The organism is Pseudoalteromonas sp. T1lg76 (assembly GCF_002964725.1).
Classification (GTDB): domain Bacteria; phylum Pseudomonadota; class Gammaproteobacteria; order Enterobacterales; family Alteromonadaceae; genus Pseudoalteromonas.
The window spans coordinates 1-23,548 of the sequence record NZ_PQCE01000039.1; the positions used below are offsets into that span (position 1 = coordinate 1).

22 protein-coding genes are annotated in these 23,548 nt (G+C 50.8%); 10 read left to right on the plus strand and 12 right to left on the minus strand.

The genetic code is table 11. The features are described 5' to 3' along the window. On the plus strand, window positions 1-253 hold a 253-nt coding region (locus C2M35_RS13865; RefSeq protein ID WP_158677987.1), incomplete at its 5' end, for a hypothetical protein. Between the two features lie 156 nt (window positions 254-409). Next, entirely contained in the window at window positions 410-1,084 is a 675-nt protein-coding gene (locus C2M35_RS13870; RefSeq protein WP_105265590.1) for a M15 family metallopeptidase, read from the plus strand. On the opposite strand, the gene C2M35_RS13875 is transcribed toward C2M35_RS13870, so the two are convergent. The 3 genes from C2M35_RS13875 to C2M35_RS13885 form a co-directional block, all read right to left on the minus strand. Further along, window positions 1,060-1,872: an alpha/beta fold hydrolase gene (locus C2M35_RS13875; RefSeq protein WP_105265591.1), complete on the minus strand. Its 813-nt coding sequence runs from the start codon at window positions 1,870-1,872 to the stop codon at window positions 1,060-1,062. The two genes, C2M35_RS13870 and C2M35_RS13875, sit on opposite strands and share 25 nt — an antisense overlap. 114 nt (window positions 1,873-1,986) lie before the next feature. Continuing rightward, window positions 1,987-2,445 carry a hypothetical protein gene (locus C2M35_RS13880; RefSeq protein ID WP_105265592.1) on the minus strand — a complete coding sequence of 153 codons (459 nt, stop codon included), beginning with the start codon at window positions 2,443-2,445 and terminating at the stop codon, window positions 1,987-1,989. A 3-nt stretch (window positions 2,446-2,448) separates the two neighbouring features. Further along, complete coding sequence (locus C2M35_RS13885; RefSeq protein ID WP_199774433.1) at window positions 2,449-2,913, minus strand: hypothetical protein; 465 nt, start codon at window positions 2,911-2,913, stop codon at window positions 2,449-2,451. Window positions 2,914-3,332: 419 nt separating this feature from the next. Here C2M35_RS13885 and cspE point away from each other — a divergent pair, with 419 nt between their 5' ends. Next, window positions 3,333-3,545: a transcription antiterminator/RNA stability regulator CspE gene (cspE, locus tag C2M35_RS13890; RefSeq protein ID WP_105189283.1), complete on the plus strand. Its 213-nt coding sequence runs from the start codon at window positions 3,333-3,335 to the stop codon at window positions 3,543-3,545. Window positions 3,546-3,809: 264 nt separating this feature from the next. Here the strand turns inward: cspE and C2M35_RS13895 are convergent, their stop codons facing one another. From C2M35_RS13895 to C2M35_RS13905, 3 genes are all read right to left on the minus strand, one after another. Continuing rightward, entirely contained in the window at window positions 3,810-4,442 is a 633-nt protein-coding gene (locus C2M35_RS13895; RefSeq protein ID WP_105265593.1) for an acyl carrier protein phosphodiesterase, read from the minus strand. A 183-nt stretch (window positions 4,443-4,625) separates the two neighbouring features. Continuing rightward, window positions 4,626-4,796: a hypothetical protein gene (locus C2M35_RS13900; protein ID WP_158677988.1), complete on the minus strand. Its 171-nt coding sequence runs from the start codon at window positions 4,794-4,796 to the stop codon at window positions 4,626-4,628. 357 nt (window positions 4,797-5,153) lie between these two features. Continuing rightward, window positions 5,154-6,680, minus strand: a complete 1,527-nt coding sequence (locus C2M35_RS13905) for an arylsulfatase (RefSeq protein ID WP_105265594.1) — start codon at window positions 6,678-6,680, stop codon at window positions 5,154-5,156. A gap of 243 nt (window positions 6,681-6,923) precedes the next feature. On the opposite strand from C2M35_RS13905, the gene C2M35_RS13910 reads away from it, so the two are divergent. Then, window positions 6,924-8,420, plus strand: coding sequence for an arylsulfatase (locus tag C2M35_RS13910; RefSeq protein ID WP_105213796.1), 1,497 nt, complete (start codon window positions 6,924-6,926; stop codon window positions 8,418-8,420). A 62-nt stretch (window positions 8,421-8,482) separates the two neighbouring features. Here the strand turns inward: C2M35_RS13910 and C2M35_RS13915 are convergent, their stop codons facing one another. The 5 genes from C2M35_RS13915 to C2M35_RS13935 all read right to left on the minus strand — a co-directional run bounded on the left by C2M35_RS13915 (window position 8,483) and on the right by C2M35_RS13935 (window position 13,876). Further along, window positions 8,483-8,935, minus strand: coding sequence for a methyltransferase family protein (locus C2M35_RS13915; protein WP_234000071.1), 453 nt, complete (start codon window positions 8,933-8,935; stop codon window positions 8,483-8,485). Between the two features lie 30 nt (window positions 8,936-8,965). Then, window positions 8,966-11,224, minus strand: a complete 2,259-nt coding sequence (locus C2M35_RS13920) for a tetratricopeptide repeat protein (protein WP_105265595.1) — start codon at window positions 11,222-11,224, stop codon at window positions 8,966-8,968. A gap of 133 nt (window positions 11,225-11,357) precedes the next feature. Beyond that, entirely contained in the window at window positions 11,358-12,143 is a 786-nt protein-coding gene (locus C2M35_RS13925; protein WP_105201251.1) for a hypothetical protein, read from the minus strand. A gap of 67 nt (window positions 12,144-12,210) precedes the next feature. Next, entirely contained in the window at window positions 12,211-13,374 is a 1,164-nt protein-coding gene (locus C2M35_RS13930) for a BamA/TamA family outer membrane protein (protein ID WP_105265596.1), read from the minus strand. A 94-nt stretch (window positions 13,375-13,468) separates the two neighbouring features. Continuing rightward, a complete protein-coding gene (locus C2M35_RS13935) occupies window positions 13,469-13,876 on the minus strand; it encodes a hypothetical protein (protein ID WP_105201249.1) in 408 nt (135 codons plus the stop codon). Window positions 13,877-14,070: 194 nt separating this feature from the next. Between C2M35_RS13935 and C2M35_RS13940 the strand changes: the two genes are divergently transcribed. Beyond that, window positions 14,071-18,012 carry a rhombosortase-dependent M36 family metallopeptidase gene (locus C2M35_RS13940; RefSeq protein WP_158677989.1) on the plus strand — a complete coding sequence of 1,314 codons (3,942 nt, stop codon included), beginning with the start codon at window positions 14,071-14,073 and terminating at the stop codon, window positions 18,010-18,012. A 56-nt stretch (window positions 18,013-18,068) separates the two neighbouring features. On the opposite strand, the gene C2M35_RS13945 is transcribed toward C2M35_RS13940, so the two are convergent. Continuing rightward, window positions 18,069-19,022, minus strand: coding sequence for a HEAT repeat domain-containing protein (locus C2M35_RS13945; RefSeq protein WP_158677990.1), 954 nt, complete (start codon window positions 19,020-19,022; stop codon window positions 18,069-18,071). A gap of 273 nt (window positions 19,023-19,295) precedes the next feature. Here C2M35_RS13945 and C2M35_RS13950 point away from each other — a divergent pair, with 273 nt between their 5' ends. From C2M35_RS13950 to C2M35_RS13970, 5 genes are read left to right on the plus strand one after another with little or no spacing between them, the layout of a single operon-like run. Further along, window positions 19,296-19,982 (plus strand): thermostable hemolysin, encoded by a 687-nt coding sequence (locus tag C2M35_RS13950; protein ID WP_105265598.1) that lies wholly within the window; start codon window positions 19,296-19,298, stop codon window positions 19,980-19,982. After that, complete coding sequence (locus C2M35_RS13955) at window positions 19,979-21,400, plus strand: AMP-binding protein (RefSeq protein WP_105265599.1); 1,422 nt, start codon at window positions 19,979-19,981, stop codon at window positions 21,398-21,400. Before C2M35_RS13950 ends, C2M35_RS13955 begins: the two co-directional genes overlap by 4 nt. Window positions 21,401-21,406: 6 nt before the next feature. Further along, on the plus strand, window positions 21,407-22,096 hold the full coding sequence (locus C2M35_RS13960) for a TenA family transcriptional regulator (RefSeq protein WP_105265600.1): 690 nt from the start codon (window positions 21,407-21,409) through the stop codon (window positions 22,094-22,096). Continuing rightward, window positions 22,093-22,878 carry an SDR family oxidoreductase gene (locus C2M35_RS13965; protein ID WP_105265601.1) on the plus strand — a complete coding sequence of 262 codons (786 nt, stop codon included), beginning with the start codon at window positions 22,093-22,095 and terminating at the stop codon, window positions 22,876-22,878. The genes C2M35_RS13960 and C2M35_RS13965 overlap by 4 nt, the downstream gene beginning before the upstream one ends. A 3-nt stretch (window positions 22,879-22,881) precedes the next feature. Beyond that, window positions 22,882-23,544, plus strand: coding sequence for a tetratricopeptide repeat protein (locus tag C2M35_RS13970; protein ID WP_234000072.1), 663 nt, complete (start codon window positions 22,882-22,884; stop codon window positions 23,542-23,544). The last annotated feature ends 4 nt before the right edge of the window (window positions 23,545-23,548 follow it).

Sequence of the window (23,548 nt, forward strand, 5' to 3'; positions counted from 1 at the left end):
GTGGGAAGGTCCGGGTACAATTGAGTCTCCAAACTCGGCTGTAACCAATGTGACTGGCCTGAGCGAAGGTGAGCATACCTTCACTGTGAGCGTAAGCGATGGCGAAATGGTCACGACACGTGAAGTAGTTGTAACTATTACTGCTGAGCAAATCACAGTAGTGCCAGAGCCAGAGAGCAAATCAAGCTCAGGTTCACTAGCCTGGTTATTACTTCTTAGCCCGCTAGCCTGGTTACGCCGTAAAAAAGCTTAACTAACCCAACCTAGTTAACAGCTTAATGCCGCTTACCCTCTCGGTAAGCGGCATTTTTTTATGCCTGTTAAAACCCAAGGGATGCTGTGGCCTTTATCCACTGTTTTAATTGGGGTATGTTAAATAAACAACTCTCAAGTGAGTAGGCTTGGCTTTATGAAAAAGCAGATTATCTTCTGTATTGCTCCATTATTATTTTCTGCATGTGCTAGCTCGACCAATGTTATGCCCGAGGACTTTATTGCCCTGGGCGAGCTGGACCCCAGCATAGCAATGGATATTCGCTACTTTGGCAGTAACAATTTTGTCGGCATTAAAGTAGAGGGTTATGAGGCGCCCAAGTGCATTTTACAGCGCAACGCAGCTAAGGCGTTGGCGCAAGTGCAGCAGGCGGCCAAAGCGCGAGGTCTTACACTAAAGGTGTTTGATTGTTATCGGCCGCAGCGCGCGGTGGATCATTTTGTGCGCTGGGTTGAAGATGATAACGATATTAAAACTAAGGACGAGTACTATCCGAATTTAGCTAAGGATAAGTTATTGGGAGGCTATATTGCCGCTCAGTCTGGCCACAGTCGTGGCGCCACGGTCGATTTGACCCTGGTGGACAGCAGCAGTGGCAAAGAACTGGATATGGGTTCGCCCTTTGATATGTTCGATACTTTATCGAACACAGACGATCCACGCATTAGTGAGGTGCAGCGAAAAAACCGTTACTTGTTGCGGGATTTAATGATGGCCCAGGGCTTCGCTCCTTACCCCTTGGAATGGTGGCACTTTTCATTGAAACCCCAGCCCTATCCCAATACCTATTTTGATTTTGTAGTGCGCTGAACCAGCGCCTTAATTTCCTCGAGCACCATCTCGGGCTCATCCCGTTGCGGAAAATGGTAGCTTTTATCCGTGAGGACGATTTTCCCTTGCGGGAAGGCCAACGCCCAATCTCTGTGCAGTTCGCCCCACATCACTCTGGCCTTATCGGTATAAAATAACAGCGGCGGATTTTCATAGCGCTTAATCGAGGCGATTACCGTTACCGGAATATCGGCTATCTCCGGGTGATCGGGCAAGGGACGTTTAGCCCAAAAGTCGAGGTACTGATTCGACATACCGTTTTTCATGTCATCACGCTTTACCTCGGCTATTTCCTGCTCCGCCTTGGCTAAATCGATCTGACGCATAATATCAACATCATGCTCGGACGCCGGCTCGATAAGCATTAGCGCCGCTACTTTTTCTGGATATCGAGCGGCGAAGGTACGGGCAATATAGGCTCCATACGAGTGGGCGATATAAATAACCGGACCATCAATTTTCAGGGCATCAAGCAGTGCCAGCGCCTCATCGGCGTATTCTTCTGAGCTGTAATTTTTGCGCACCGCGGTGGAACCGCCGTTACCAATACGTGAATAGCGCAGGGTACGATACTCGCTGGTAAGCCGGTCATAGATGGGGTTCCAGTCTTCTAGGCCGGCCGAGCCACCGGCCTCGAGCAGCAAGGTGGCTTTAGAGTCGCCTCGCAATTCGTATTCGACCCGATAGTCACCCAAGGCCACATAAGCGACTTTGGCATTGAGGCTAAGGGAGATAAGCAGCAATAGAATGGCACTAAATTTAGTCATCCTGACATCCAAAATTTAATTTTTAACTCTATGTTTTAATTTATTGAAATGTATTCGGGTAAGTGAGGAAGGTAAATCAAGGCGGCCTATAGGCCACCTTGGGGTCGAGATTGCTCAGGGCTCTGGTTTATCCAGATACACTTGCTGATAGGCATCTTTCACCGCTAAGTCGGTGATCGCCTTGGCAATACCACGGCGCAGGCCGGTACGCCAGCGGTCAATATGGCGCTGCTCAACTTCGCAAGGTGGCTTTTTACAGTCATTGTTAACGCTTGAAATGGCCTCAAACCAAATCTTTTCGCTGTTGTAATGGATATTGACGCGCAGCACGTAGCCCTTGTAGTCCAGCTCCGCCTCGATTGTGTCCGGCGTTTGGTTAACACTGCGCCATTGATATTGGTTCATGCCCAGTTTGATCACCTTGGCGGGTTCGGTGACATAGGGTTGCAACAACAATGGATCGTCATACATGGTAAATGATTGATTTGTTTCTGCGTGAACCTGACTAACTAAGGTGCAGCTCAGGGTGGCAGTGAGCAATAACGACGACAAGGTGCTTTTTATATTTTTCATGCTTTAGACTCCCTGCAAGGCGATTTTCAACTGCTTGACCAGCGAGCGGTTGTATTTGTAATAGTTTCTATGTGTTTTGTAGCAATAATCGCCGACCAGTTTTTCACATTGGTAATCGTTTAGGCCACCTGCATATTTGATTTGTACCGCTTCGCCGTTGTATTCAATGCGATGAAAAATGGTGTGGCCCTTGTAATCCCAGCGCGCCAGAATATAGCCGTCGCCTTCTTGCTCCAGTAGCCAGGCAACGCCCTTGGTTTTTTGCATGCCTTGGAGAATAGCCAAACGCGCCTTAGCGGCATCGCCACTGGGGTTAGGGATCAGATCATAGACGCCGCGCATCTTAGATTCGGATGCCATGCCTCGTCCTTGTTTTTGATATTCGAATGGTTCAGGGGCAGCGCTTAACGTGGTGCTTAACAAAGCCGCCGATAGGCCCAGCGCCATTGCCGCAAGTTGATGTCGCATAAGAAGTCCTTTGTTCTTGTTATATCTAAGGTTAGGGAATGTTTAACTCGATATAGTTAAAACTAAGTTTAAACCTGAACATTAATGTAACACATTGATATCAGATTCATAATAAACACCAAGCAAAGTCGGTAACAAGGGCTCGGCAATGGGGGTTATGAACTTGTTGGGTGAAAATTGTACAAAAAAATGTCGTAAACCTTAGGTGATCTCGTCCCCTTGTGTTAGGATGCTCGCGTCTGATGAGTTCTACCCAGATTCGATTTTGCTTTTGTACTTCAGTTCTTCGTGTGTTCTACCCAGTTAGTGTTCCACCCGAATTTATGCAGCGTAAGCCACTCGTGTTAGCTAGTACTTAGTTCGGCAATTCTGATGTTGCAACGCAACACATTATTTAATTTAAATATTTTGGAGACACTATGTCTAAAACAACTGGTACAGTTAAATGGTTCGACGAAGCAAAAGGCTTTGGTTTTATTACTCCTACTGATGGCGGCAAAGACGTGTTTGTACACTTCCGTGCTATCGTTGCTGAAGGCGGTTTCCGTACCCTTCAAGAAGGTCAGCAAGTTGAATTTAACGTTGAAGAAGGCGCTAAAGGCCCTCAAGCTTCTGACGTTACAGCTATCTAATTAGCTGGCATATCCAGGTGGGGCACCCTCGCTCCACCCGTTTACCTTCCTCTTTACCACTATTTTTACCTCTCGTTTTTTATTAAAGCTTTCTTAAGCTTCATCCCCTAGCTTGCTTTGAGCATAAAAATTGAAATTGCTATAAAAAAGCAATAAAGCCCTTAGTAACCTTACTTACGCCCTTTGTCATCTTCATCTCGAATGTTCTTGATCTGTTAACTCTAAGCCTTGCAGCCCTGTGTATTAGCTCTGTGAGCGGCTACTTTATGTCCGATATTTCAATGGCGCGGGCAAGGCGTTCGAATCCATGTTCACCAATTCAAGGTTATGGGTTTGCACATGGGTGATAAGCTCGGGGAAGAAGGCCAAAAAATGGGCTTCAAAGGCATCGAAATGGCGCTCAATATCTTCGATTGCGCCAGTAAAGTCATTGCGAAAACGGATCCGGCTAGCGATCCTATCCAGTGCCAGGGCAACGCCATCGAGTTCGGCATAGGTAGCAAACCAGTTTTGTTCGCACATTTTCCCCACCACATGTTGCATACGCTCGGGCATCAGCTCGGTGCGAGTGTTGAGAAGCTGGTAACTTTGCTGGCAAAAATCGTTAAATTCGTTGCTGGTAAAGTCTTGCCAATGACGGATCAGCAGATGATCAAACAGCACATCCAATGCTACCGGCGCGAAGCGTCGTCGTTGTGGCGAAAATAAGCTAGTTGCGGCACGCACACTGCTGTGCTTATCGGTAAACCTGTCCACCAGTAAGTGATTCTCTAAACCTAATTGCACCGCCTTGGGCCATTGTTGATGAACCAGGCCGCGGCGAAAATCACCGAGCAGGTTGCCAAAGTGGGAGTCGGCAGTGGGCTGAGCTAAATACAGATGGGCGAGGTAATTCATGGCCACTGATCGCCTTGCTATAAACAGGAGTATGAGTGTAACGCTTTTAAGGCGCTCAGATAAGGGGCGGCGCGCAGGGAGATTTTACCAATTTTGAATGTGCGCGGTGAAAGTTAACCGCAATTAGGTTTGCCTCGGGTTTTAAGGCATAAAAAAGGGAGCTAAACGCTCCCTTTTTTGGTTTTAGGCCTGGCCCTTTAGCCACTGCATAAAGCCTTGCATATCGGCGTTATTTGCAAACTCGATATAGCTTTTGCCTTGATGGTGACTAATGGCCATGCGGCGTTTGTTGATAGAAATACCTGCGATCGGCAAGGTAATATCAATACGTTGATTGTTATATAAATAGGACATAATAAAACTCATTTATTGGCGCCGAAGGGCGCATTCAAATTGCCTTATTATCGTCTGGAAAGCGGCGTCAATTGCGCGGCATTGGGGCTAGCTGCTGTTACAAAACGGCAGTACCCGGTTAATCTTTGTCAGACTTTTAAGGCGTTATAAATTTCGGGATGGAACTGACTGGATCAAGGAAAGGCATCACACGCGCACATTTAATATGTGCATTGCTTACTGATTTAGGATGAGCAAGCAATCCGACAATATACCCATGTAAAAAAGATAAAGCAAGCATTTTATTTAGCTGTCGCTACCCAGAGTGCTTTATCGCTCTAAATCAGGCAGGGGATGAACCCTGCCTGTGATGTATAGCTAGCGGCTGATAGCCTGGTTATTAATAAACTTGCTGACGTCATCTACCTGCAAGCTCATGCTCTTCTGCGTCGGTGGAAATTCTTTAAAGGTCTCAACAAACTCCGCAATTTGCTTGCCGGCTGGGCCTAAGATCCAGCTGCGATTTTCCGCCCATTCATCATAGCCGCGGGCTTCGTGGAAGCGCTCGAACGGATCGAGTTTGAGGTTAGTGATATAGGGGGAGGTTAACGATTGCTGTGTAGCCCTAAACCAGTGATTCTGCTCTTTAAACAATAACTTCCAATCGCCATGACGTAATCCATGAAACGTTGCTTCGGTAAAGTAGTAGAAGTCTTTACGCTTGGTTTTGCCCTGATTAAGGAGCAAGTCGCTTTGATCATAGCCATCGAGGTGCACCTTGTATTTTCGGCCATTGATCTTTTTACCCTTAAGCAGCTCCTCTTTAAGGTTGCCCTGACCAACCCAGGCCATTAGGGTGGGTAGCCAGTCTTCCATGGTCATAAATTCGCCGGTGCTGACGCCCGCGGGGATTTTACCCGGCCATTTAACAACAAGGGGAACGCGGAAACCGCCTTCCCAGCCGCCTACACCTTTTTCACCATGGAAGGGTTGATTGCCGCCATCGGGCCAGGAATTAGAGGCGGCACCATTGTCGGTCGAGAACATTACTATGGTGTTATTGGCCACCTTTAATTCGTCGAGTAGGTTAAGTAACTCGCCCACATCATCATCCATTTCCATCATGCCATCGGCATAAATGCCGTAACCACTGCGGCCTTCATAATACTCATTAAGGTTGGTGCGATAGTGCATGCGGGTGGTGTTATGCCAGACAAAAAATGGCGTATCGGCTTTGACCGCATCGCGAATAAAGCGTTTGGACTCAACCAGAACTTCTTCATCGATATTACGTTGTCTTTCTTTACCGAAGGGGCCTAAGTCTTTGATTTCTTGCTTGCCATTTGCCAAAGCCTTGGAGTGAGTAACACCGCGCATGGGGGCTAAGCCAACGCGCTCTTGCGTCTCTTTATCTTGTGGGTAGTCATATTGCTCAGCATATTCACCGGCATTGAGGTGATAAAGAATGCCGTAAAACTCATCAAAGCCGTGGTTGGTCGGTAAGTGCTCGTCACGGTCACCTAGGTGATTCTTACCAAACTGACCTGTTGTATAGCCTTGTGCTTTAAGCATAGTCGCTAAACTTGGATCGGATGTTTGTATCCCCTCCTTGGCACCGGGTAAGCCCACAGTACTCAAACCTGTACGGATAGGGTATTGGCCGAGAAGGAACGCAGCGCGACCTGCGGTACAGGAAGCCTGCGCGTAATGATCCATAAACATCATGCCTTCATTAGCGATACGGTCGATATTTGGGGTGCTGCCCCCCATCATGCCGCGGTGGTAGGCGCTGATATTCCACATACCCACATCGTCGCCCCAAATCACCAGAATATTGGGCTTATCTGCTGCAAAACTGGGAATACAGGTTAATAGGCAGGATATAAATACAGCGAAACGTAACATAGCTCTCTCCTTGAAATTATATGAGTCCCCATAAGTTATAGCAGTTCCCGGTATTACAACAAGGAAACTGATTATTTTATCTAGCCGATGCCTTGGTATTTGATTTTAATCACAAAAGATGTCCCTTTTTTTGATAAATCATCGTTATTTCTCAACCTTCGTCTATAGTTACTAGGGCTCAAAATTTATTTATCGATGTAGTTTAAAACTTATTTTTATCTTGCTAATAATCAAGGAGAAGTTATGAAATTGCCATTGATAGGTGTAATGGCAGGATTGTTATCGCTGGCGGTAAATGCGAAAGATGATCCTAATGTACTTGCCATTATGGTCGACGATGTTGCGCAACTGTCACTGAGCGCATACTCGCACGGCATGACCTATAACACCCCCAATATCGATCGTATCGCCAATGAAGGCGCGCTGTTTACCGATCACTATGCCCAGCCCAGTTGCACCGCCGGACGTGCGGCCTTTTTAATGGGTCAGTTGCCGGTGCGCACCGGCTTGACCACGGTCGGGCAGCCGGGTAACCCGCTGGGCATTAAAGAAGCGGATCCGACCATGGCCGAGTTTTTGAAAGAGCGAGGCTATATGACGGCGCAGTTTGGTAAAAACCATTTAGGCGATCTGGATGAGCATTTACCCACCCGTCATGGCTTTGATGAGTTCTTCGGTAACCTCTATCACCTCAATGTTTCCGAGGAGCCAGAGCAGGAGGATTACCCCAAGGGCAAAGACTTTAAGAAAAAGTTCGGCCCGCGTGGGGTCATAGAGGCCTATGCCGATGGTCGTATTAAAGATACCGGCCCGCTCACTCGCAAGCGCATGGAAACATTCGATGAAGAGGTGCTCGCTCGCAGCCTGGATTTTATGGAGCGTGCGGTCAAAGCGGATAAGCCCTTCTTTATTTGGCATGCGCCAAGTCGCATGCATGTGTATACCCACCTTAAACCCGAAAGTCGTCATCTGGCCACGCAGATCAGCTCGGAAGAAGATGTGTTTGGCAGTGGTTTAATCGAGCATGATGGCCATGTGGGCCAGCTTTTGGATAAGCTTGATGAGCTTAAGATTGCCGACAACACCATAGTGATCTACACCACGGATAATGGCCCCGAGCAAAGCTCCTGGCCCGATGCCGGTACCACTAAATTCCGCGGTGAGAAAATGACCACCTGGGAAGGCGGTGTGCGCGTGCCCTTTATGGTGCGCTGGCCTAAGGAGATCCCGGCGGGGTTAAAACTCAACGGCATTTCTTCACATGAAGACGTGTTCCCCACCATAGCCGCGGCTGTGGGGGAGAAAAATCTGCGTAAAGCCATGGAAAAGGAATTTAATGTCTATATCGATGGTGAAAATAACCTCGCGTACTGGCGTGGCAAGGTAGAAAAGTCGGCGCGTAACCACTTTTTCTACTATTACGAGTCACAGCTGACCGCGGTACGCGTTGGTCCGTGGAAGATGCACTTTGCCTCTAAACCTGGCGGTCGTTATTATGAAGACCTGGTAACGCATACCATGCCCAAGTTATTTAACCTGCGTAAGGATCCCATGGAGCACTATGACGGGGTCACCGGTTTTCATCAGATCATGAAGAAAAGCTGGGTATTCCAACCGGCCATCGCCTTGTTGACGGAACATATCAAGACCTTTGAAAAGTTCCCGCCACGTCAAGAGTCGGCTTCGCTGAATATTAACGAGGCCATCAGTAAGGCCAAATCGGCATCGACTAACCGCTGATAGTTCATCCTCACTCGGCTGCACTGTGGCCGAGTGAGGTTAACTGATAATCCCTTAAGACCTTAAAACCAGCGCCGCACTCGGCGGCAATAGCGCTTGTATTTATCCCCAAAGGTTTGTCTGAGAAAATGCTCTTCCGGCCGTATTTGAAAACGGTTGAGGTAGATAACAAACAAAGGCAATACGGGGATGGTCGCTAGGTTAGCAAGCCAAAGAGCCCACCCACTCAACATAAGCAAGAATCCCAGGTACATGGGGTTGCGACTCATTTTATAAATGCCGCCGCTGACCAGGCGCGCCGAGCGCTGTGGGTAGCGTGGGTCGACCGTGGTTTGGGCCAGGCGAAATTGCAGCACGCCAAGGGTGGCGATAGCTCCACCGGTTGACACCAATGCCAGGGCAAAACCTAGGCGTCCCCAAAGTTGGAAGGTCAAATCCGGAGTCAGGATTGCGACCAGCCACATTATCAGTGCAGCGAGCAGCACCAGAACCAAAGGTGGGATTTTTAGCGCCACACTTGTCTCCTTATTCTTATGAGCACTCAGCTAGGGCGTGACCGACTGCATCAGGGTAAGCTTTTCTACTAGGGCCGCTATTTGAGGATCTCGTGGCACCAGCTCTTGTAGCCGGGTAGCATAGCGCAGAGCTTGGCGGTAGTTTTGCTCGTTTATGTGGATTTGTACCAGGGTATAACACAGATCCGCGTTATTGCTATCGAGGGCGAAGGCCCGCGCTAATTGTGTTAAAGCGCCCTGAGTCTCACCCATTTCGTTCAGGAGCAAGCCGTAAGTGTAGATATGATTTACGCTGCCATATTGGGCGGCGAGTGCAAGATGCTCTTTGGCCTTGGTTCTGTTTTTCTCTCTCACCCAACTCATGGCCAAGGCGTAATGCACAGCGGCATTGTCGGCATCCTGTTGCAATGCTTGTGTGAGTACTGCCCGTACCTTGCCTTCATCGCCTTGGCGCCGGTAAAGATCCGCGAGGTTAACGTAGGCGGGGATATAAATGGGTTCCACTGCAATGGCTTGTTCATAGTGTTGGTGGGCCACTTTAATTTGCTCCAGCTCCAAGGCCAGGTTACCTAAATTGGTATGGCTACTGGCGCGCTCGCTATTGTAACGCTCCGTTTGTCGGTATTCCTCTAACGCTTTTGCCAACTCGGCTCTGGGCGCATCCTGTAAGTTATTTGGAAAGGGGACCACCAGCATGGCCGCCAGAGCGCGGGCTGCACCGGTGCGAATAGCCAGACGCGGGTCAGCCAACAAGGGTTGTAGCAGGGTATAGCGTTGTGGCAATGGAAACCCCCTTGCGGCCTCGATGGCCCCCAAACGCTTTAACGGCTCTTCATCCCTAACGGCTCGGCTGATTGCGACTAGGGTATTTTTATCCGGGTATCTGGCCATACGTGCCAGCGCCGAGGCGCGGATAATATCCGTATACTCACTGCTTTGAGCGATACGGGTCAGCAATTGAGACGCCGTTGGCAACCCTTGGTCGGCGGCATAAAAGGCTTGAGAAAAATGGCTTTTTCCCAAGTAGTTAGAGTCTGGATGCCAAGTCTTAATGGCGTTAACGGCCCATTGTGGGGTTTTATCCTGATGGCAGCCGTTACAGGCATTCGGTGCCTGTGTCTGTATGCTGAGATCCGGGCGCGGTACGCGCAGACTGTGATCGCGGCGGGGATCAACCTGCATATAGGTGGTGCTGGGCATATGGCAGTCGACGCACTGGCTGCCGGTGCTGCCAAGGGTATGGCCATGATGCTCTGTGCTTTGGTATTGACTGCTGTCATGGCACTGCGTACAGGTTTGGTTGCCGTCCAGCTTTAGTTTGCCCGAGTGGGGGTTATGACAGTTACTACAGGTGACGCCGGCGGCGTACATCTTGCTTTGTAAAAAGGAGCCCCAGACATAATCCTCGTCGAGGATTTGCCCATCCACATGATAAAGCTGCGGTGTGAGCAGGGCAGGCTTAAAGGTATCTAACAGCTCGGCGTGAGGTTCACGGTCCGCGAGTTGCGAGCGCCTGGCATGGCAGGTGGCACACTGAGCGATCTGCTCGGTCTGTTTTACCTCTCCTTGAGGTAATAGGCTGCCATCGGCACCGCGGCTAAAAAGCGCTATCTGAGTGCTTATGTCTTTACTAAAGCCCTTATGTTCTATGTTTTTGTCGCCCTCGGCCCATTGCAGGTGTTGCTGGCTATCGCCGTGGCAGGCGGCACAATCGATATTGATGGCTGCATAGCTCGATGCGAAGCGATTCGATTGAGAGGAAAATTGCTTTTTAAAGTCGGTACTGTGGCAGTCGGCGCACATATGGTTCCAGTTTTGTCCCATTTGGGTGTGATGAAATTCATCCGTGCTGCGCTGCTGCGGGTGCAAAATAAACCAGCGTTGGCCGCCTTCTTCCTTGGTTCGGCTGTCCCACGCCAGAGGGATAAACTGATAGCCGCCGCGTTCGTCTGCAACCAGATATTGTTGCAGGGGCTGATAACCAAAGGTGTAGTGAACCTTTTCACTCTCTTTGCTGCCGTTTGGATATTCACGGTGCAGTACAAAATCATCCCCTTCCTTGCTAAGGGTTAGCATCTGCTTCTCGAAGGCAATGCGCTGCCCATCAAAGGCACCGAGGACAAACTCGGCGGTGGCGGGATTCATGGCCCGGAAATGATGGGAGGCTTGCCAGTCGGCAACCTGTTCCTGATGGCAGCTTTGACACTGCTGGGGCTCGGCATAAGCACTGCCGAGCAAGAGAAATGACGTGAAAACGAGTGCTATGTTCCTTAATAAACCCAAATACATGACGATAATTTTCCCTAACCCTGAAAATGCATAGTTGACGCCCTTCGGCCAGTATAAGGCTATATATCAGCCTGTATTCAATAACTTATCCTGCCGAGCGCGTCAGCGCAACGTGATCAGGGGTCAACAGAGCCTAAAGCTGGTAATTAAACTCGATGCGGTGATCGCCATCGAAAATATCGACGTTTTCGTTCCAGTTGGCAAAGTAACGCACATTCATGCGTGGGGTGATCTGATAACTGGCGGCAAACTCATGGGTTAAAATACTACTCTCGTTGAGGCCGTAATAATTGTCTTTGTAGGTGCTTGAACCGGTGAGGGTTGTCAGCCAAAAAGGATTGTAGTTCAGCCAGATCTTATCGCTTAAATTAACCTTGGCATACATACCGATCAGGCCGTAGCCGCCCATTAACGAGTAACCATCGTCTACGCTGCCATCGCTTTGACGTTCATCCTTACCGACTGAGGCGCCTACGCCGGCAAGGGGGTAAAAGTTGAATGCCCCCTTAGGTGGCAGTGCCTGGATAATAGAGTAGGAAATGTCGGCGCTTTCATCGGCGACCAGATTGGCACGAAAGTTATAGTTCACATCGAGTTGGGTGGCGCGCAGGCTCTTTAGCGTCACGGCGAAGTTGCGAAAACGCAGCGAGTCGAGTGACTCGGTGGTGTGACGCTCTGAACGCCAGCCCAGGGTATCGCCGAGCAGGCCCTTGGCCTCAACCACAAACTGGGCGGCGGTGGCATCATCCCCGGTGTCGTAGGCCTTACCCAGTTTAAAGTTCAGTCCCTTGTCGGTGGCGCCGCCACCAACCTGGGTATAAATTGCCAGCGGGTCTGACATATCGGCAACGTCTTGCTCTTGAGCTAAGGCACTATTACATAGGGGGAGCGCACACAGGGTCAATAAAGCGTATTTCATTTCTCTATCCTTATTAGCAAAGTCCCTTACTGCAAACAGGGTAAGTAAATTTCATAATTGTTGTGGCCTACCAACTGCTGCCGGCTTGAATATATATCGCATTTTCTTCTGGGCCATGGGCGACATCTATGCCCATGCGAAAGCCATATCGTGGCGAGACCAGGTAGCGAAACCCAGTCCCAAGCGTGGTTTTGCTGCTGGCCGCAGACATTTTATCCCACCCATTGGCGGCACGGCCTATGCCGCTAAAGGCAATCAGCTTCCAACGGTCGTTGAGGTGATAACCGAGCTCAAGTTCGGCAACAGCTATATCTTCACCCTGGTAGCGCGACTTGGCAATACCCCGTAGGTCGATATAGGGCAGCACATAGACGGGTAAATTGCCTGCGCCCTGATTGCTTACTCCCTCATAATCCAGGCGTAGGGCAACGCGTACTTTATTGGTCAAATGCCAGTAGTTTAGGGCGCTAAACACATAGCTGTGGTAGTCGCTGTCGCTGCCAAGGGCACCATCAAAGATCATGTATTCCAGATTGTAGTTATAGCCGAGTTCGGGGCTAAAGGGGCTATCCGTGGAGTCGTATTCGGCAACCAGGCCCAAGCCAGAAGTGTTGTTCTCCAGCTCTATTTGCTCAAGAGCATGATTTACCTCATCGACCCAGCGGCCTTCAAAGGCATGCAAAGGTGACTCGGCCAGGCTGATGTCGACATGGCGATAGAGTTGTTTGGCGCCAAAGAACCAATTTGAGTCGCGCCAGCGGGCGCTGAAGGTTTGTATTAACGCCGGTCCGCGTAAGTTGAGCTTTAGCGGCTCACTTAACTGCAGCTTGCCTAGGCTGTAAAAATCGAGGTTGATATCGCCATAACCCACAGCGCCGCGATAACGTAGGGTGTCCTGGCGCCAAAATGCAAGGTGACCCAGGGCAAAAAGGTGGGAGTGATTGCTGGTATAGGCGCCGCCAATCACGCTGATGCCGCTTGGCATAATAGGCGTATCTGTGGTGGCCTTGTCCTGATTGCTTTTGCTGTCGTGGAAAAACAGCCCGGCCAAGCCCAGCCCGGCGCCAACCGCTGGCTCGGTAATAATGGTGGGTACTGGTAAAAAGCGTCGTGGCTTTTGTTCAATTTGAGCCGGGCTTGAGTCGGGTGCTTGTTGCGCCCAGCTCTGGGAAGCTCCGCCTAGAAGTAGCAATAACCAAAAAGTGATGCGTTGAGGCCAGGTGCCTTCCATAGTCTCTGTCTTGTTCGCAAATTAAACCGTTAGTATAGCAAATTATTTTTACATTCAATGCGTTACTAATCTGGTAAAAGAGGGTGAAAGCGGCCTAATATTGAGGTAGTTCGGTCAGAGGACTGTAATCAATTTGCAGCTCGACCAAGGTGAGCTCGGGCATGGTTTTTAAACGAGTCAGTTCGGCGGCCATATCCAGAGTCACTGTGGCGCTGAGGCGATAGTTGTCCCCGGCAATATGGGTAACTCTGTACTCGGGCGTCAGTTGTTCATAGGGCAGCGCCGAACTGGTGACGACAAAATCTCTGCCCACGAGTCCTGGTTCGCCGTTGCTGAGGTTGTCGATACGGGTTCCTGGCAATAACTTTTGTCCCCGCCAGCGGATTTTTTCGCCATTGTTGTCTAAGGTGAAATAGGTCTGTGCAGATGTGCTGGGCTGGGGTGATGATTGCTTTGGCTCGTCCTCACCACATGCGGCTAAGGTTGTTACCGTTAAAAGCATTAACAGGGATCGTATTAGCACCTTATTCGCTCACTTTTCTCTTGCCCTACAGATAGGGTAGTTGCATTGGTTTCAAATAGGCAAGGTATATTATGGTTATAAAGCAAGGTATTACTCCTAGGAACAAGCCAGAATCAGGTGTGGTTTTGGGACCGGTCAAGACGACTGCCACGACTACAATCCCGACTCGGGTCATGACGACACTTTTCCTCACCTTGTCGTTGAATATGCCGATGGCATATGGCGCCTTTGCGCCAGGAGATCATTATCAGGCACAATCGCAACCGCCCAAGTTGTTGGCCAAAGAACAACAGCGATTAGCCCAGCAACAGACCAAACTCGGTATGTCCTCGCACTTTGATCCCTTGCTTAACCGAGCCACCTTTGTCTGGGCACCGGCTACATCGGTACTTAACTTCACTTCTCAGGGTTCCCTGCAGCAAAAAGCCCAGGCACATATGCAGCGTTTAAGCGGCATTGCCAACAATAAGTCGGCTCAACATCAAGCTGGGCATCAAGCTCAGCTTAGTCACTGGCATGACCTGGGTCAGGGCGCGGTGATCGGACGCTATCGTCAGTATGTGCAGGGTATTGAGGTATTTAATCGCCACTATAACGTGATGCTCGACCGCCGTGGCGAGCTAGTGGCCAGCTCCGGCTATTTTGCCGAGGTGCCTACCGAGGCACAGAATTTCAGTGCCCTCACTGCTTTTAGCCATGCCTCTACCGCGGTGCGCCATGCCTTGCATCAGCTTAGTGGAGCTGCGCTGCAGCTTGAATCAATGGGCACACAACAGGGCTATAACTGGTTTAGGGTAGGCAGCAGCGACGCCGATGAGCTCTTTGCTGGAGTGCGCGCCAAAGCCGTGTTTTACCCCCTTAACGGAGAACTATTGGCGGCTCACTATGTGGAGGTTGAACGGCAAAACCGCGACACCTTGGTGAGTGATTACTTTGCTTATGTTATAGCCAGCGGCACTAACAAGGTGCTGTTCAAGAAGAATCTGCAAAGTCATGCCACGGCATACAACTATCGGGTGTATGCCGATGGACAAAGCGGCTATCCGATGGAAGGCCCTCATGGCGACGTGATCCCGGCCATGGGGCTGGGGCAGGAAGATGAAACTTCAGTGCTCAACGCCAATCTCGTGTCTCTAAGTTATTACTCAGGGCTTTCCACAGCCGATCCTTGGTTAAGCGACACGGCCACCCAAACCCAGGGTAACAATGTCTATGCTTATGCCGATATCAACGCGCCTCAAGGCTTTAGCGCCGGTGATCTCAATGCCGAAACCACCTCGGCTTTTACCTTTGATTATGTGCTCGACCCAGACTTACCACCCAGCGCCGAGGTCAATATTAAGGCTGCGGTGGTGAATCTGTTTTATATGAATAACTTTCTCCACGACTTTTTCTACGACCATGGCTTTGATGAAAGTGCCGGTGTGGCGCAACTGAGCAACTATGGTCGCGGCGGTGTTGAGGGCGACCCGATTAATGCCGAAGCACAGGACTACAGTGGCCTGAATAATGCCAATATGGCAACGCCTGCGGATGGGGCCAGCCCGCGCATGCAGATGTTTGTGTTTAACTCCAAAGACGCCAGGGTAGGAGAGGACTATGGGGTGATAGGCCCCGGTGGAGTGTTAACTTCGTCGCGGCGTTCGCAATTTGGCCCGGATGCCTTTGATATCAGCGCCGAGCTGGTGCGCTATAACGATGGCAACGATGTGGATTCCGCTAGCGTCTATGATGGCTGTGAAGTGCCCCTCGACCCCAGCCTACTGGTGGGCAAGGTAGCCATTATCGAGCGTGGTAGTTGTACCTTTGTGACCAAGGTGAAAAACGCCCAGAACGCAGGTGCTGTAGGGGCTTTGATCACTAATAATGTTGATGACGGGACTGCGGCGCCCATGGGCGGTGTCGATGACAGCATCACCATAGGCAATATGGGACTCAACTTTGCCGACGGTCAATCACTGTATACTGCCTTGAATAATGGCGTGGTCAACGTGCGTCTGTTCGACACCAACCCATTGAAGGACGGCACCTTTGATAATGGTATTATTGCTCACGAATGGGGGCATTATATTAGCAATCGCCTGGTAGGGAATGGCGCTGGCCTAGTGAACTTTCAGGGCCAGGCCATGGGCGAGGGGTGGGGAGACTTTCATTCTCTGATGTTTATCGCCAAGGAAGAAGATGCGTCAATTGCGGGTAACAGTGATTTTACTAAGCCCTATGCCATCAGTACCTATGTGTCAGACTTTTACTTTGGTCTTCGCCGTGTTCCTTACACCCCGGATCAGACTATTAACCCTCTTAATTTTAGACACATTAGCGAAGGTGCCGGTGCCGATGTCAATCTGCCGCCGACCTCGGTGGCCTCGCCCCATGACCCGGGGGAGTTATGGGCGTCGGTGCTATGGGATACTTATGTGGCGCTCATTAACCGTCATGGTTTTGCCCAGGCGCAACAACGCATGGCCCGTTATCTGATTGGCGGTTACAAGATGACCCCGGTTGCACCGCTCTACACCGAGGCGCGGGATGCGCTACTGGCTACCATAGCCGCCGAGGATATGACCGACTATCGCTTGGCCTTGGCCGCCTTTGCTAGGCGCGGTCTAGGCTTAGGGGCGCAGTCGCCAGAGCGTTACAGCGTCACCTTGGCCGGTGTGGTGGAATCATTTGAAACCGAGTTGGCCGCGTTCGCCGTCCAGGGAGTTAAGCTCGACGCCGACAGCGATCTGTATTGCAGTTTGGATGGCTTTTTAGACGTGGGAGAGCGTGGCCGTCTTAGCGTACAGCTCACCAATACAGGTAGCGAAACTCTAACCAATATACCGGTACAATTTACCCTTATGTCCGCTCAAGGTGTGATTTTAGGTAATGGTGGCAAGAGCACAGTGGCAGAACTTGCTCCCTTTGCGTCGGCCTGGAGCGAGCCCATCAGCATTGACCTGCTTAATGCCGAAGTGGCCAGTGAGCTCGAGATCGAGGTGAGCTTCCCCGAGCAAAGCGTTGGCGACGATATCGTCGAGCCACAGGCGGTGATCGAGCGTTTCACGGTCAACTTTAGCTTTACTGACGCGCCGCTTGTTAGCGCCAGTCAAGGCGATGATATGGAAAAGGCGGTGCTCAGTCGCGCCAATTTGCCGCTACTCTTGCTGAAGTCAGACCCCCGTGCAGAAAACACCTTGCGCTTTGATAACTCGGACCAAATCGCGCTCTTTGAGCAAGGCGGTTTCGAGCTGGGAGAGCAGGCGTTGTTCCTCAATAACAATGGCTATGAGTCTGATGTGGCGCTGACAACTCGACCCTTTATGGTGTCGACGCAGAGCGAATTCAGCCTGTCATTTTGGCATTACTATGCCTTGGAGGCATTCTGGGATGGCGCGGTGCTTGAAATTAAGGTCGATGATGGCGACTGGCAGGATGTGACTGAGGCCGGTGGTCAATTTAGTGTTGGCTACAACGGCACGCTTAACGAGAGCCCAACGCAATCTCTACAGTTGCGCAACGCATACACGGGTCGTAACAGCAGTGGCGGTGTGCTTGGCAACGAAGAGCAGGTGAGCTTTGGCACCCTGTTGGCAGGAAAGCAGGTGCAACTGCGTTTTCGCATCAGCACAGATATTAACGCTAATGACAGCGGCTGGTGGATAGATAACCTCACCCTAGCCGGTATGGACAGTGCCGCCTTTTACCAACTCAGCGCCCCGGATCCAGACAATTGTGATAACCGCGCTCCTACCTTAGTGGAGTTGATGGCGCAAACCGTGGATGAAGGCGACGAAGTGACCTTAACCGCTCAGGCCGAGGATGTTGATGGTGATGAGCTCAGTTATCAATGGCGGCAGACACAAGGGCCAAGTGTGACCCTCAGTGGCGCACAAACCGCCAGTGTCAGCTTTACCGCGCCTCAAGTGAGTAGTCAGCAGCAGTTGCATTTTACCCTGAGCGTGAGCGATGGCGCGTTAAGCGCCGAGCAAAGTGTGGTGGTCACGGTCAATGATGTGCCCGTAGTAACGCCTCCACCCCCTCCTCCCGTCTCTAGCTCTGGCGGCGGAGGGGGCTCCTTTGGTTGGTTCTCTCTCGCCTTGTTTACCCTGATCCGCTTGTTGCGGAAATAGCAAAGAAAAAGGCCGCAAGAGGATGCGGCCTTTTTATCTTGCAGGGCAATTACAGCTTATAAATAAAGCTGAATGATTTCGCGATTCCACAAGCCTTCTTTAGAGCCGTCACTTTGCAGCACTTCGTTTTGCTTTTGCAAATAGCTATAGCTCACGGTATTGCCTATATCACCCAAGGCCTTAAGCGCCATGGCGCGATCCGACCAGGAGCCGGTACCTTCATACAGGTCAATTAAGAGTTGCACACTGGCGTCGTCTTTCATATTACCAAGTGATGAGATGGCGGCGAGACGAAGGTATTCATCCTCAGATTTAACCAGTTCGCGCAAATAAGGCAGGGCAATTGGGTTATTACTAAAACCAAGCTCATACACATCCAGGTAGTTGGCTTTAACGCCGGCACCCTTAATGCTGTCGATCAGAGTCTGGGTTTTTTCATCGGACAACTTGCCGCCCATAAGTTGCTGATTGATTTTTGCGCTTAATTCTTTAACCACCAGGCTCATGGGTTCATTCAGCGTTGGCTCAATAATTTCGTCAAAGCTCCACACCGGCACCTTGCCGCGCTTCACATAGACGGCAACGGGATAACTGCCTTTAGTCGTCTCCAGTTTGCCTTTGAGCATGGTGAAGGTAATAAAAGGAGTGAAACCATTGGTTCTATGGTTGCGCATATTAAAACGCAAGATCTCTAGCTTGTTTTCGCCCTCACCTAAGGTGATGGGCAAATCACGGGCGGCAAATTCTTCGGCTAAATGTGCCTCGAGGAACTCCACTTGCTTGAGTACCGTGCCTTCATACATCAAGGCGCTGGGCAAAATACCCGAAGTGAAGGGCGCGCTTTTATCGCTGCGCTGGTCGACCACCTGTATTTTTTGCTGGTTGGTCTGAGCCGTCGCCTCATAGGCATTTGGCGAAGGTTGTGGCTTACTCAGCTTGTATGAGCTGGGCGCACAGCCTTGAAGTAAAAGAGAGCAGGAAAGTGCAACTGTTATTGTTATTGTTTTCATTGTAAACATCATAGGTCCTTCAATTTGCTTAATAATTAGCCGCATGAAAATAGCAAACCGCTGAATCTAAAGCAACGAGTTTGTTACAAAGATGTAAACTGGTCTTTTGCAAATACGGGAATAAAAGGGTGTCAGCGCTCGTCAATGGCTGTGCACGGTAAGTGCGTGCAGGCGCAGCAAATTAATTATTTTCTCTTTTTTAAGTTTCTTAAGACTTTCTTAAGTTTCGCTTTCTAAATTGATTCCATCGCCTCATCTTCAGTAGGGTTTGTTATGGAATCTTTATCGCTCAGCTACGGCACAATGCAGTCGCAAAATCTGTTACCCGAGCCCGCGTATCTCGCTCAAGGTTATTTTGTTGCCAATTCAGAGCAGCCCATCCATCGTAGTTTGGCGACCCGTATTCAAGCGGGGTTTGCCAAGCATTATGGCGCCGATGTGCAGGAGTTTATGCCGCTGTTGGCCTGTCTTGGTTACTCCGAGCAGCGCTATTGCTGTTTTGGTTTGCGCAGTGCCAGCCAGCCTTTGTTTATTAACCAATATTTGGATCAGCCACTAGCCGAGCACCTGCAGCAATGGCAATGCCTGCCGTCTCAGTGTATCGAGCTGGGTAATTTGGTGTCCACCCACAGTCAGGCAACGCTGGCACACTTTGTAGTCTTGGCCAAAGCGCTGCAACGAGCCGATAAACGCAAACTGGTATTTTGTGCCACCGCTCATATTCGTAACCTGCTTACTCGCATTGGTGCGCCCTTCGAAGTACTTGGCGATGCCAAGCCGGAGCGCCTGGCAGATTGTGGGCTTAGTTGGGGCAGTTATTACACCAATACACCTCAGGTCTGTGTGGTGGATGTGGCGCAGGTTTGTAAGCATGTGGATAGCACCGACACCCTGTCCTATTTTGCCAAGTCCTATCAGAATGATATCGCTAATCTGGCCGTTGAGGTGGCGCATTTATGATGGCCGAATTAACCAGCCTTTGGCACGGTCAAGTGGTCGATGAGCAACAGCACATGGATGCAGCGCAGTTTTGGCAGCAAGTGGAGCGCCTGGCTACGCACCTAAAGGACATGCAGTTAAGCTGTGTGGCGGTGGCGCTGGATAATGGCCTGCCCTGGCTGGTGGTTGATTTTGCCCTGATGCAGGCGGGCTTAGTGTCCTTGCCCTTGCCTGCCTTCTTTTCGCCCGAGCAACGCCAGTTTGCCCTGGATAAGGCGCGTCCCGAACTTATTATTGGCGCCGCCGACCAGGCAAAAAACGCCGCACAGACCTGGACTATAGGCAGTGAAAGCATTGCCCTGCAACCGAGTAATCTGGCGGCTCCCGAGCACGCAGTGCCCCAAGGCACGCAAAAAATTACTTTTACCTCAGGCTCTACCGGTCAACCCAAGGGCGTGTGTCTGTCCGCGGCGCATATGTTTGATGTCGCCGAGTCCTTGGTCAGTCGCACTAAAGTGGATGCGCCCAAGCATTTATGTTTGCTCCCCTTACCCGTGTTGCTTGAAAACGTAGCCGGGGTTTATGCGCCCATGTTGGCCGGTGGCGATATTTATGTGCCTTCGCTGACAAGCTTAGGCTTCGACGGCGCCCGGTTAACTACCCCACAAAAGCTCTTGGCCACCATTAGCGAGGTAGAGCCCAATACCCTGATTTTGGTGCCGGAATTATTAAAAGCCCTGGTGCAAGCCTGCGCTTCGGGTTGGCAGGCACCCAGTTCCTTAACCTTTATAGCCGTCGGTGGTGCCAAGGTTGCGCCTCAGTTAATTGCACGAGCCCATGATCTGGGTCTGCCCGTGTATCAGGGCTATGGCTTGTCTGAGGCAGGCTCGGTGGTGAGTTTAGCAACGGGCAACGGCGCCGGTGTGGGCGAGCCATTGGCGCATGTTCGTTATGAAATACGCGATGATGAAATGATCATCAAGGCACCGACCTTCCTTGGTTACCTTGGCGAGCCGAACACTCAGTCACAAGGCTTCGCCACCGGCGATCTGGTGCGCATGGACAATGGCGAGTTGCATATTCTTGGCCGTAAAAAGAACCAGCTTATTCTGAGCACCGGGCGCAATATTTCCCCGGAGTGGCCCGAGTCGCTCTTGCTTAGTCATGGGCCCATATTGCAAGCCGTGGTGGTCGGTGAAGGTCAGGCTTTTTTGAGCGCCCTTATTTATTGTCATGAGGCCGTCGATGACGCCCAGCTAGAGGCGCTTATCGACGCCACTAATGCGCAACTGCCCGAGTATGCGCAAATCGTTAAAACCCTGCGTTTAAGTGCGCCGCTCAGTGCTGCCGAGGGCTTGCTCAGTGCCAATCAAAGGCCCAAGCGCCCGGCTATCAATGCGCATTTTTCACAACAAATTTCTCAGTTATATCAGGAGTAGTCCGCTATGTTATTTTTCCAAAAACTGGTCGAACAAACCGAACAAGAGCGTCAATACCTGTTGTCTGCCGAGGTGATCCAAAAGGCGTTGGCCGGTCAGGTCAGCGTCGACCTTTATGTGGCCTTTTTACAACAAGCCTTTCATCACGTTAAACACACGATCCCACTTTTGATGGCCTGTGGCGCCCGCATTAGCAGCGAGCAGGAATGGTTACGCGACGCCATTGCCGAATACATAGAAGAAGAATTGGGACATCAGGAATGGGTGCTCAATGACATCAAGGCCTGTGGTTTTGATAAAGAGCAGGCCCGTTACAGCGAGCCCAATTTTGCCACCGAGATGATGGTCAGCTATGCCTACGACAGCATAGCGCGTATTTCGCCGCTCAGTTTCTTCGGCATGGTGCATGTGCTTGAAGGCACGTCCATTGCGCTGGCCGACAATGCCGCCGACACCATACGCACTAAGCTGGGGTTGCCAAAAAAAGCCTTTAGCTATCTCACCTCCCATGGTGCCTTGGATATAGAGCATGTGAAGTTCTTCCAGGGGCTGATGGACCGTATTACCGACGAGCAGGATCAGCAGGTGATAGTGAATGCGGCGAAGCGTTTTTATCGTCTCTACGGCGACATGTTCCGCACCCTGGATGCTAACCATGGCCTGGCGCCCCTGAGCGCCGAAGTGGAGGCGTTATGAGCGCGCCGATTGCGGTTTTGACCGGAGCCAGCGGCGGTATCGGCGGTGCCATCGCCAAACGATTGGCGGCCCGCAATTACCGGATGATCTTACTCGGTCGCGATCTACCGGCCTTGGAGCAGGTGCGCCAACAGTTGCCAAGCGACGAGGCGTCTTATCATCTGGCCTTACAGGTGGATTTAAGCAACGACGCCGATATTAGCCGGGTGGTTGATCTACTTGGCGATATTGGCCGCTGTGATTTGTTGGTCAACAACGCCGGGGTGAACACCATGGTGCCCTTTGAATCCCTGAGCAAGTGTGATCTCGACGCGGCGCTGGCGGTCAATGTCCGTGCGCCCATGTTGCTGTCTCAAGGGTTATTACCTCTGCTGCAACAAGGTGGCGGCACCATAGTGAATATTGGCTCCTCGTTTGGCGCCATAGGTTACCCGTTACAGGCCCAGTACTGTGCCACCAAGTTTGCTTTGCGCGGTTTTAGTGAAGCGCTGGCCAGAGAGCTAAGTGATACTCAGGTGCGGGTTAAATACTTTGCCCCGCGTGCCACACAAACGGCCATCAACAGCGACAAGGTCACGGCACTCAATAAGGCATTGGGTAACGCCATGGATACGCCGGAGTATGTGGCCGAAGAATTTATGCGTTTACTCGACTCTGACGAGCGCCGCCGCAGTGTCGGGGCCAAAGAGTCCTTCTTTGCAAAAATCAATGCGTTACTGCCCAAGGTGGTGGATAACGCCCTAGCGAAACAACTTGCGACCATTAAACAATTAATGAGGTGAACTATGAAACCCTATTTCGCAATGGCTCTTGTGGCCGCGGCCCTGTCTCAAAGTGCCTTTTCTCAAAGCACCTTGTCCAGTGCCGATGAGCAGATGAATCTGCAACAATTGATGCGCCAATGGGCCCATGTAAATTATGAGCTCAAGGGCGACGATCAAGAGGATGCCTTCGCCAAGCTGGCGAAGAGTGCGCAAAGCTATCGTCAGGCACACCCGGATGAGGCCGAAGGCCATATCTGGTCCGGCATTATTCATTCCAGTTACGCCGGTGCAAAGGGCGGCTTGGGGGCCTTAGGTCTGGCTAAAGAAGCGAAAAAAGACTTTGAAATGGCCATGCGCATCAATGGCGAAGCACTGCAAGGTTCGGCCTACACCAGTTTAGGTACCCTGTATGCGCAGGTGCCGGGCTGGCCTATCGGTTTTGGCGATGATGAGAAGGCTCAGGAGCTGTTTAAAAAGTCCTTGGCTATCAACCCTGACGGCATTGATATTAATTACTTTTATGCTCAGTTCCTCTATGATGAAAGGAAGTATAAACAAGCGAAAGCGCATTTATTGCGTGCCCAGGCAGCGGCGCCACGCGCCGAGCGTCCACTGGCCGATAAATATCGCCAGCAAGAGGTGGCTCAGTTACTGGCTAAGGTGGAGCGTAAGCTAAAACGCTAACAAA

Excerpts from the sequence above, each read along its gene's own strand:
- C2M35_RS13950 (WP_105265598.1), top strand. The coding sequence starts at position 19,296 with ATGGAATCTTTATCGCTCAGCTACGGCACAATGCAGTCGCAAAATCTG.
- C2M35_RS13910 (WP_105213796.1), top strand. The coding sequence starts at position 6,924 with ATGAAATTGCCATTGATAGGTGTAATGGCAGGATTGTTATCGCTGGCG.
- C2M35_RS13880 (WP_105265592.1), bottom strand. The coding sequence starts at position 2,445 with ATGAAAAATATAAAAAGCACCTTGTCGTCGTTATTGCTCACTGCCACC.
- C2M35_RS13955 (WP_105265599.1), top strand. The coding sequence starts at position 19,979 with ATGATGGCCGAATTAACCAGCCTTTGGCACGGTCAAGTGGTCGATGAG.
- C2M35_RS13870 (WP_105265590.1), top strand. The coding sequence starts at position 410 with ATGAAAAAGCAGATTATCTTCTGTATTGCTCCATTATTATTTTCTGCA.
- C2M35_RS13895 (WP_105265593.1), bottom strand. The coding sequence starts at position 4,442 with ATGAATTACCTCGCCCATCTGTATTTAGCTCAGCCCACTGCCGACTCC.
- C2M35_RS13945 (WP_158677990.1), bottom strand. The coding sequence starts at position 19,022 with ATGAAAACAATAACAATAACAGTTGCACTTTCCTGCTCTCTTTTACTT.
- C2M35_RS13935 (WP_105201249.1), bottom strand. The coding sequence starts at position 13,876 with ATGCTTTTAACGGTAACAACCTTAGCCGCATGTGGTGAGGACGAGCCA.
- C2M35_RS13940 (WP_158677989.1), top strand. The coding sequence starts at position 14,071 with ATGACGACACTTTTCCTCACCTTGTCGTTGAATATGCCGATGGCATAT.
- C2M35_RS13925 (WP_105201251.1), bottom strand. The coding sequence starts at position 12,143 with ATGAAATACGCTTTATTGACCCTGTGTGCGCTCCCCCTATGTAATAGT.
- C2M35_RS13900 (WP_158677988.1), bottom strand. The coding sequence starts at position 4,796 with ATGTCCTATTTATATAACAATCAACGTATTGATATTACCTTGCCGATC.
- C2M35_RS13920 (WP_105265595.1), bottom strand. The coding sequence starts at position 11,224 with ATGTATTTGGGTTTATTAAGGAACATAGCACTCGTTTTCACGTCATTT.
- cspE (WP_105189283.1), top strand. The coding sequence starts at position 3,333 with ATGTCTAAAACAACTGGTACAGTTAAATGGTTCGACGAAGCAAAAGGC.
- C2M35_RS13965 (WP_105265601.1), top strand. The coding sequence starts at position 22,093 with ATGAGCGCGCCGATTGCGGTTTTGACCGGAGCCAGCGGCGGTATCGGC.
- C2M35_RS13970 (WP_234000072.1), top strand. The coding sequence starts at position 22,882 with ATGAAACCCTATTTCGCAATGGCTCTTGTGGCCGCGGCCCTGTCTCAA.
- C2M35_RS13930 (WP_105265596.1), bottom strand. The coding sequence starts at position 13,374 with ATGGAAGGCACCTGGCCTCAACGCATCACTTTTTGGTTATTGCTACTT.
- C2M35_RS13905 (WP_105265594.1), bottom strand. The coding sequence starts at position 6,680 with ATGTTACGTTTCGCTGTATTTATATCCTGCCTATTAACCTGTATTCCC.
- C2M35_RS13960 (WP_105265600.1), top strand. The coding sequence starts at position 21,407 with ATGTTATTTTTCCAAAAACTGGTCGAACAAACCGAACAAGAGCGTCAA.
- C2M35_RS13885 (WP_199774433.1), bottom strand. The coding sequence starts at position 2,913 with ATGCGACATCAACTTGCGGCAATGGCGCTGGGCCTATCGGCGGCTTTG.
- C2M35_RS13875 (WP_105265591.1), bottom strand. The coding sequence starts at position 1,872 with ATGACTAAATTTAGTGCCATTCTATTGCTGCTTATCTCCCTTAGCCTC.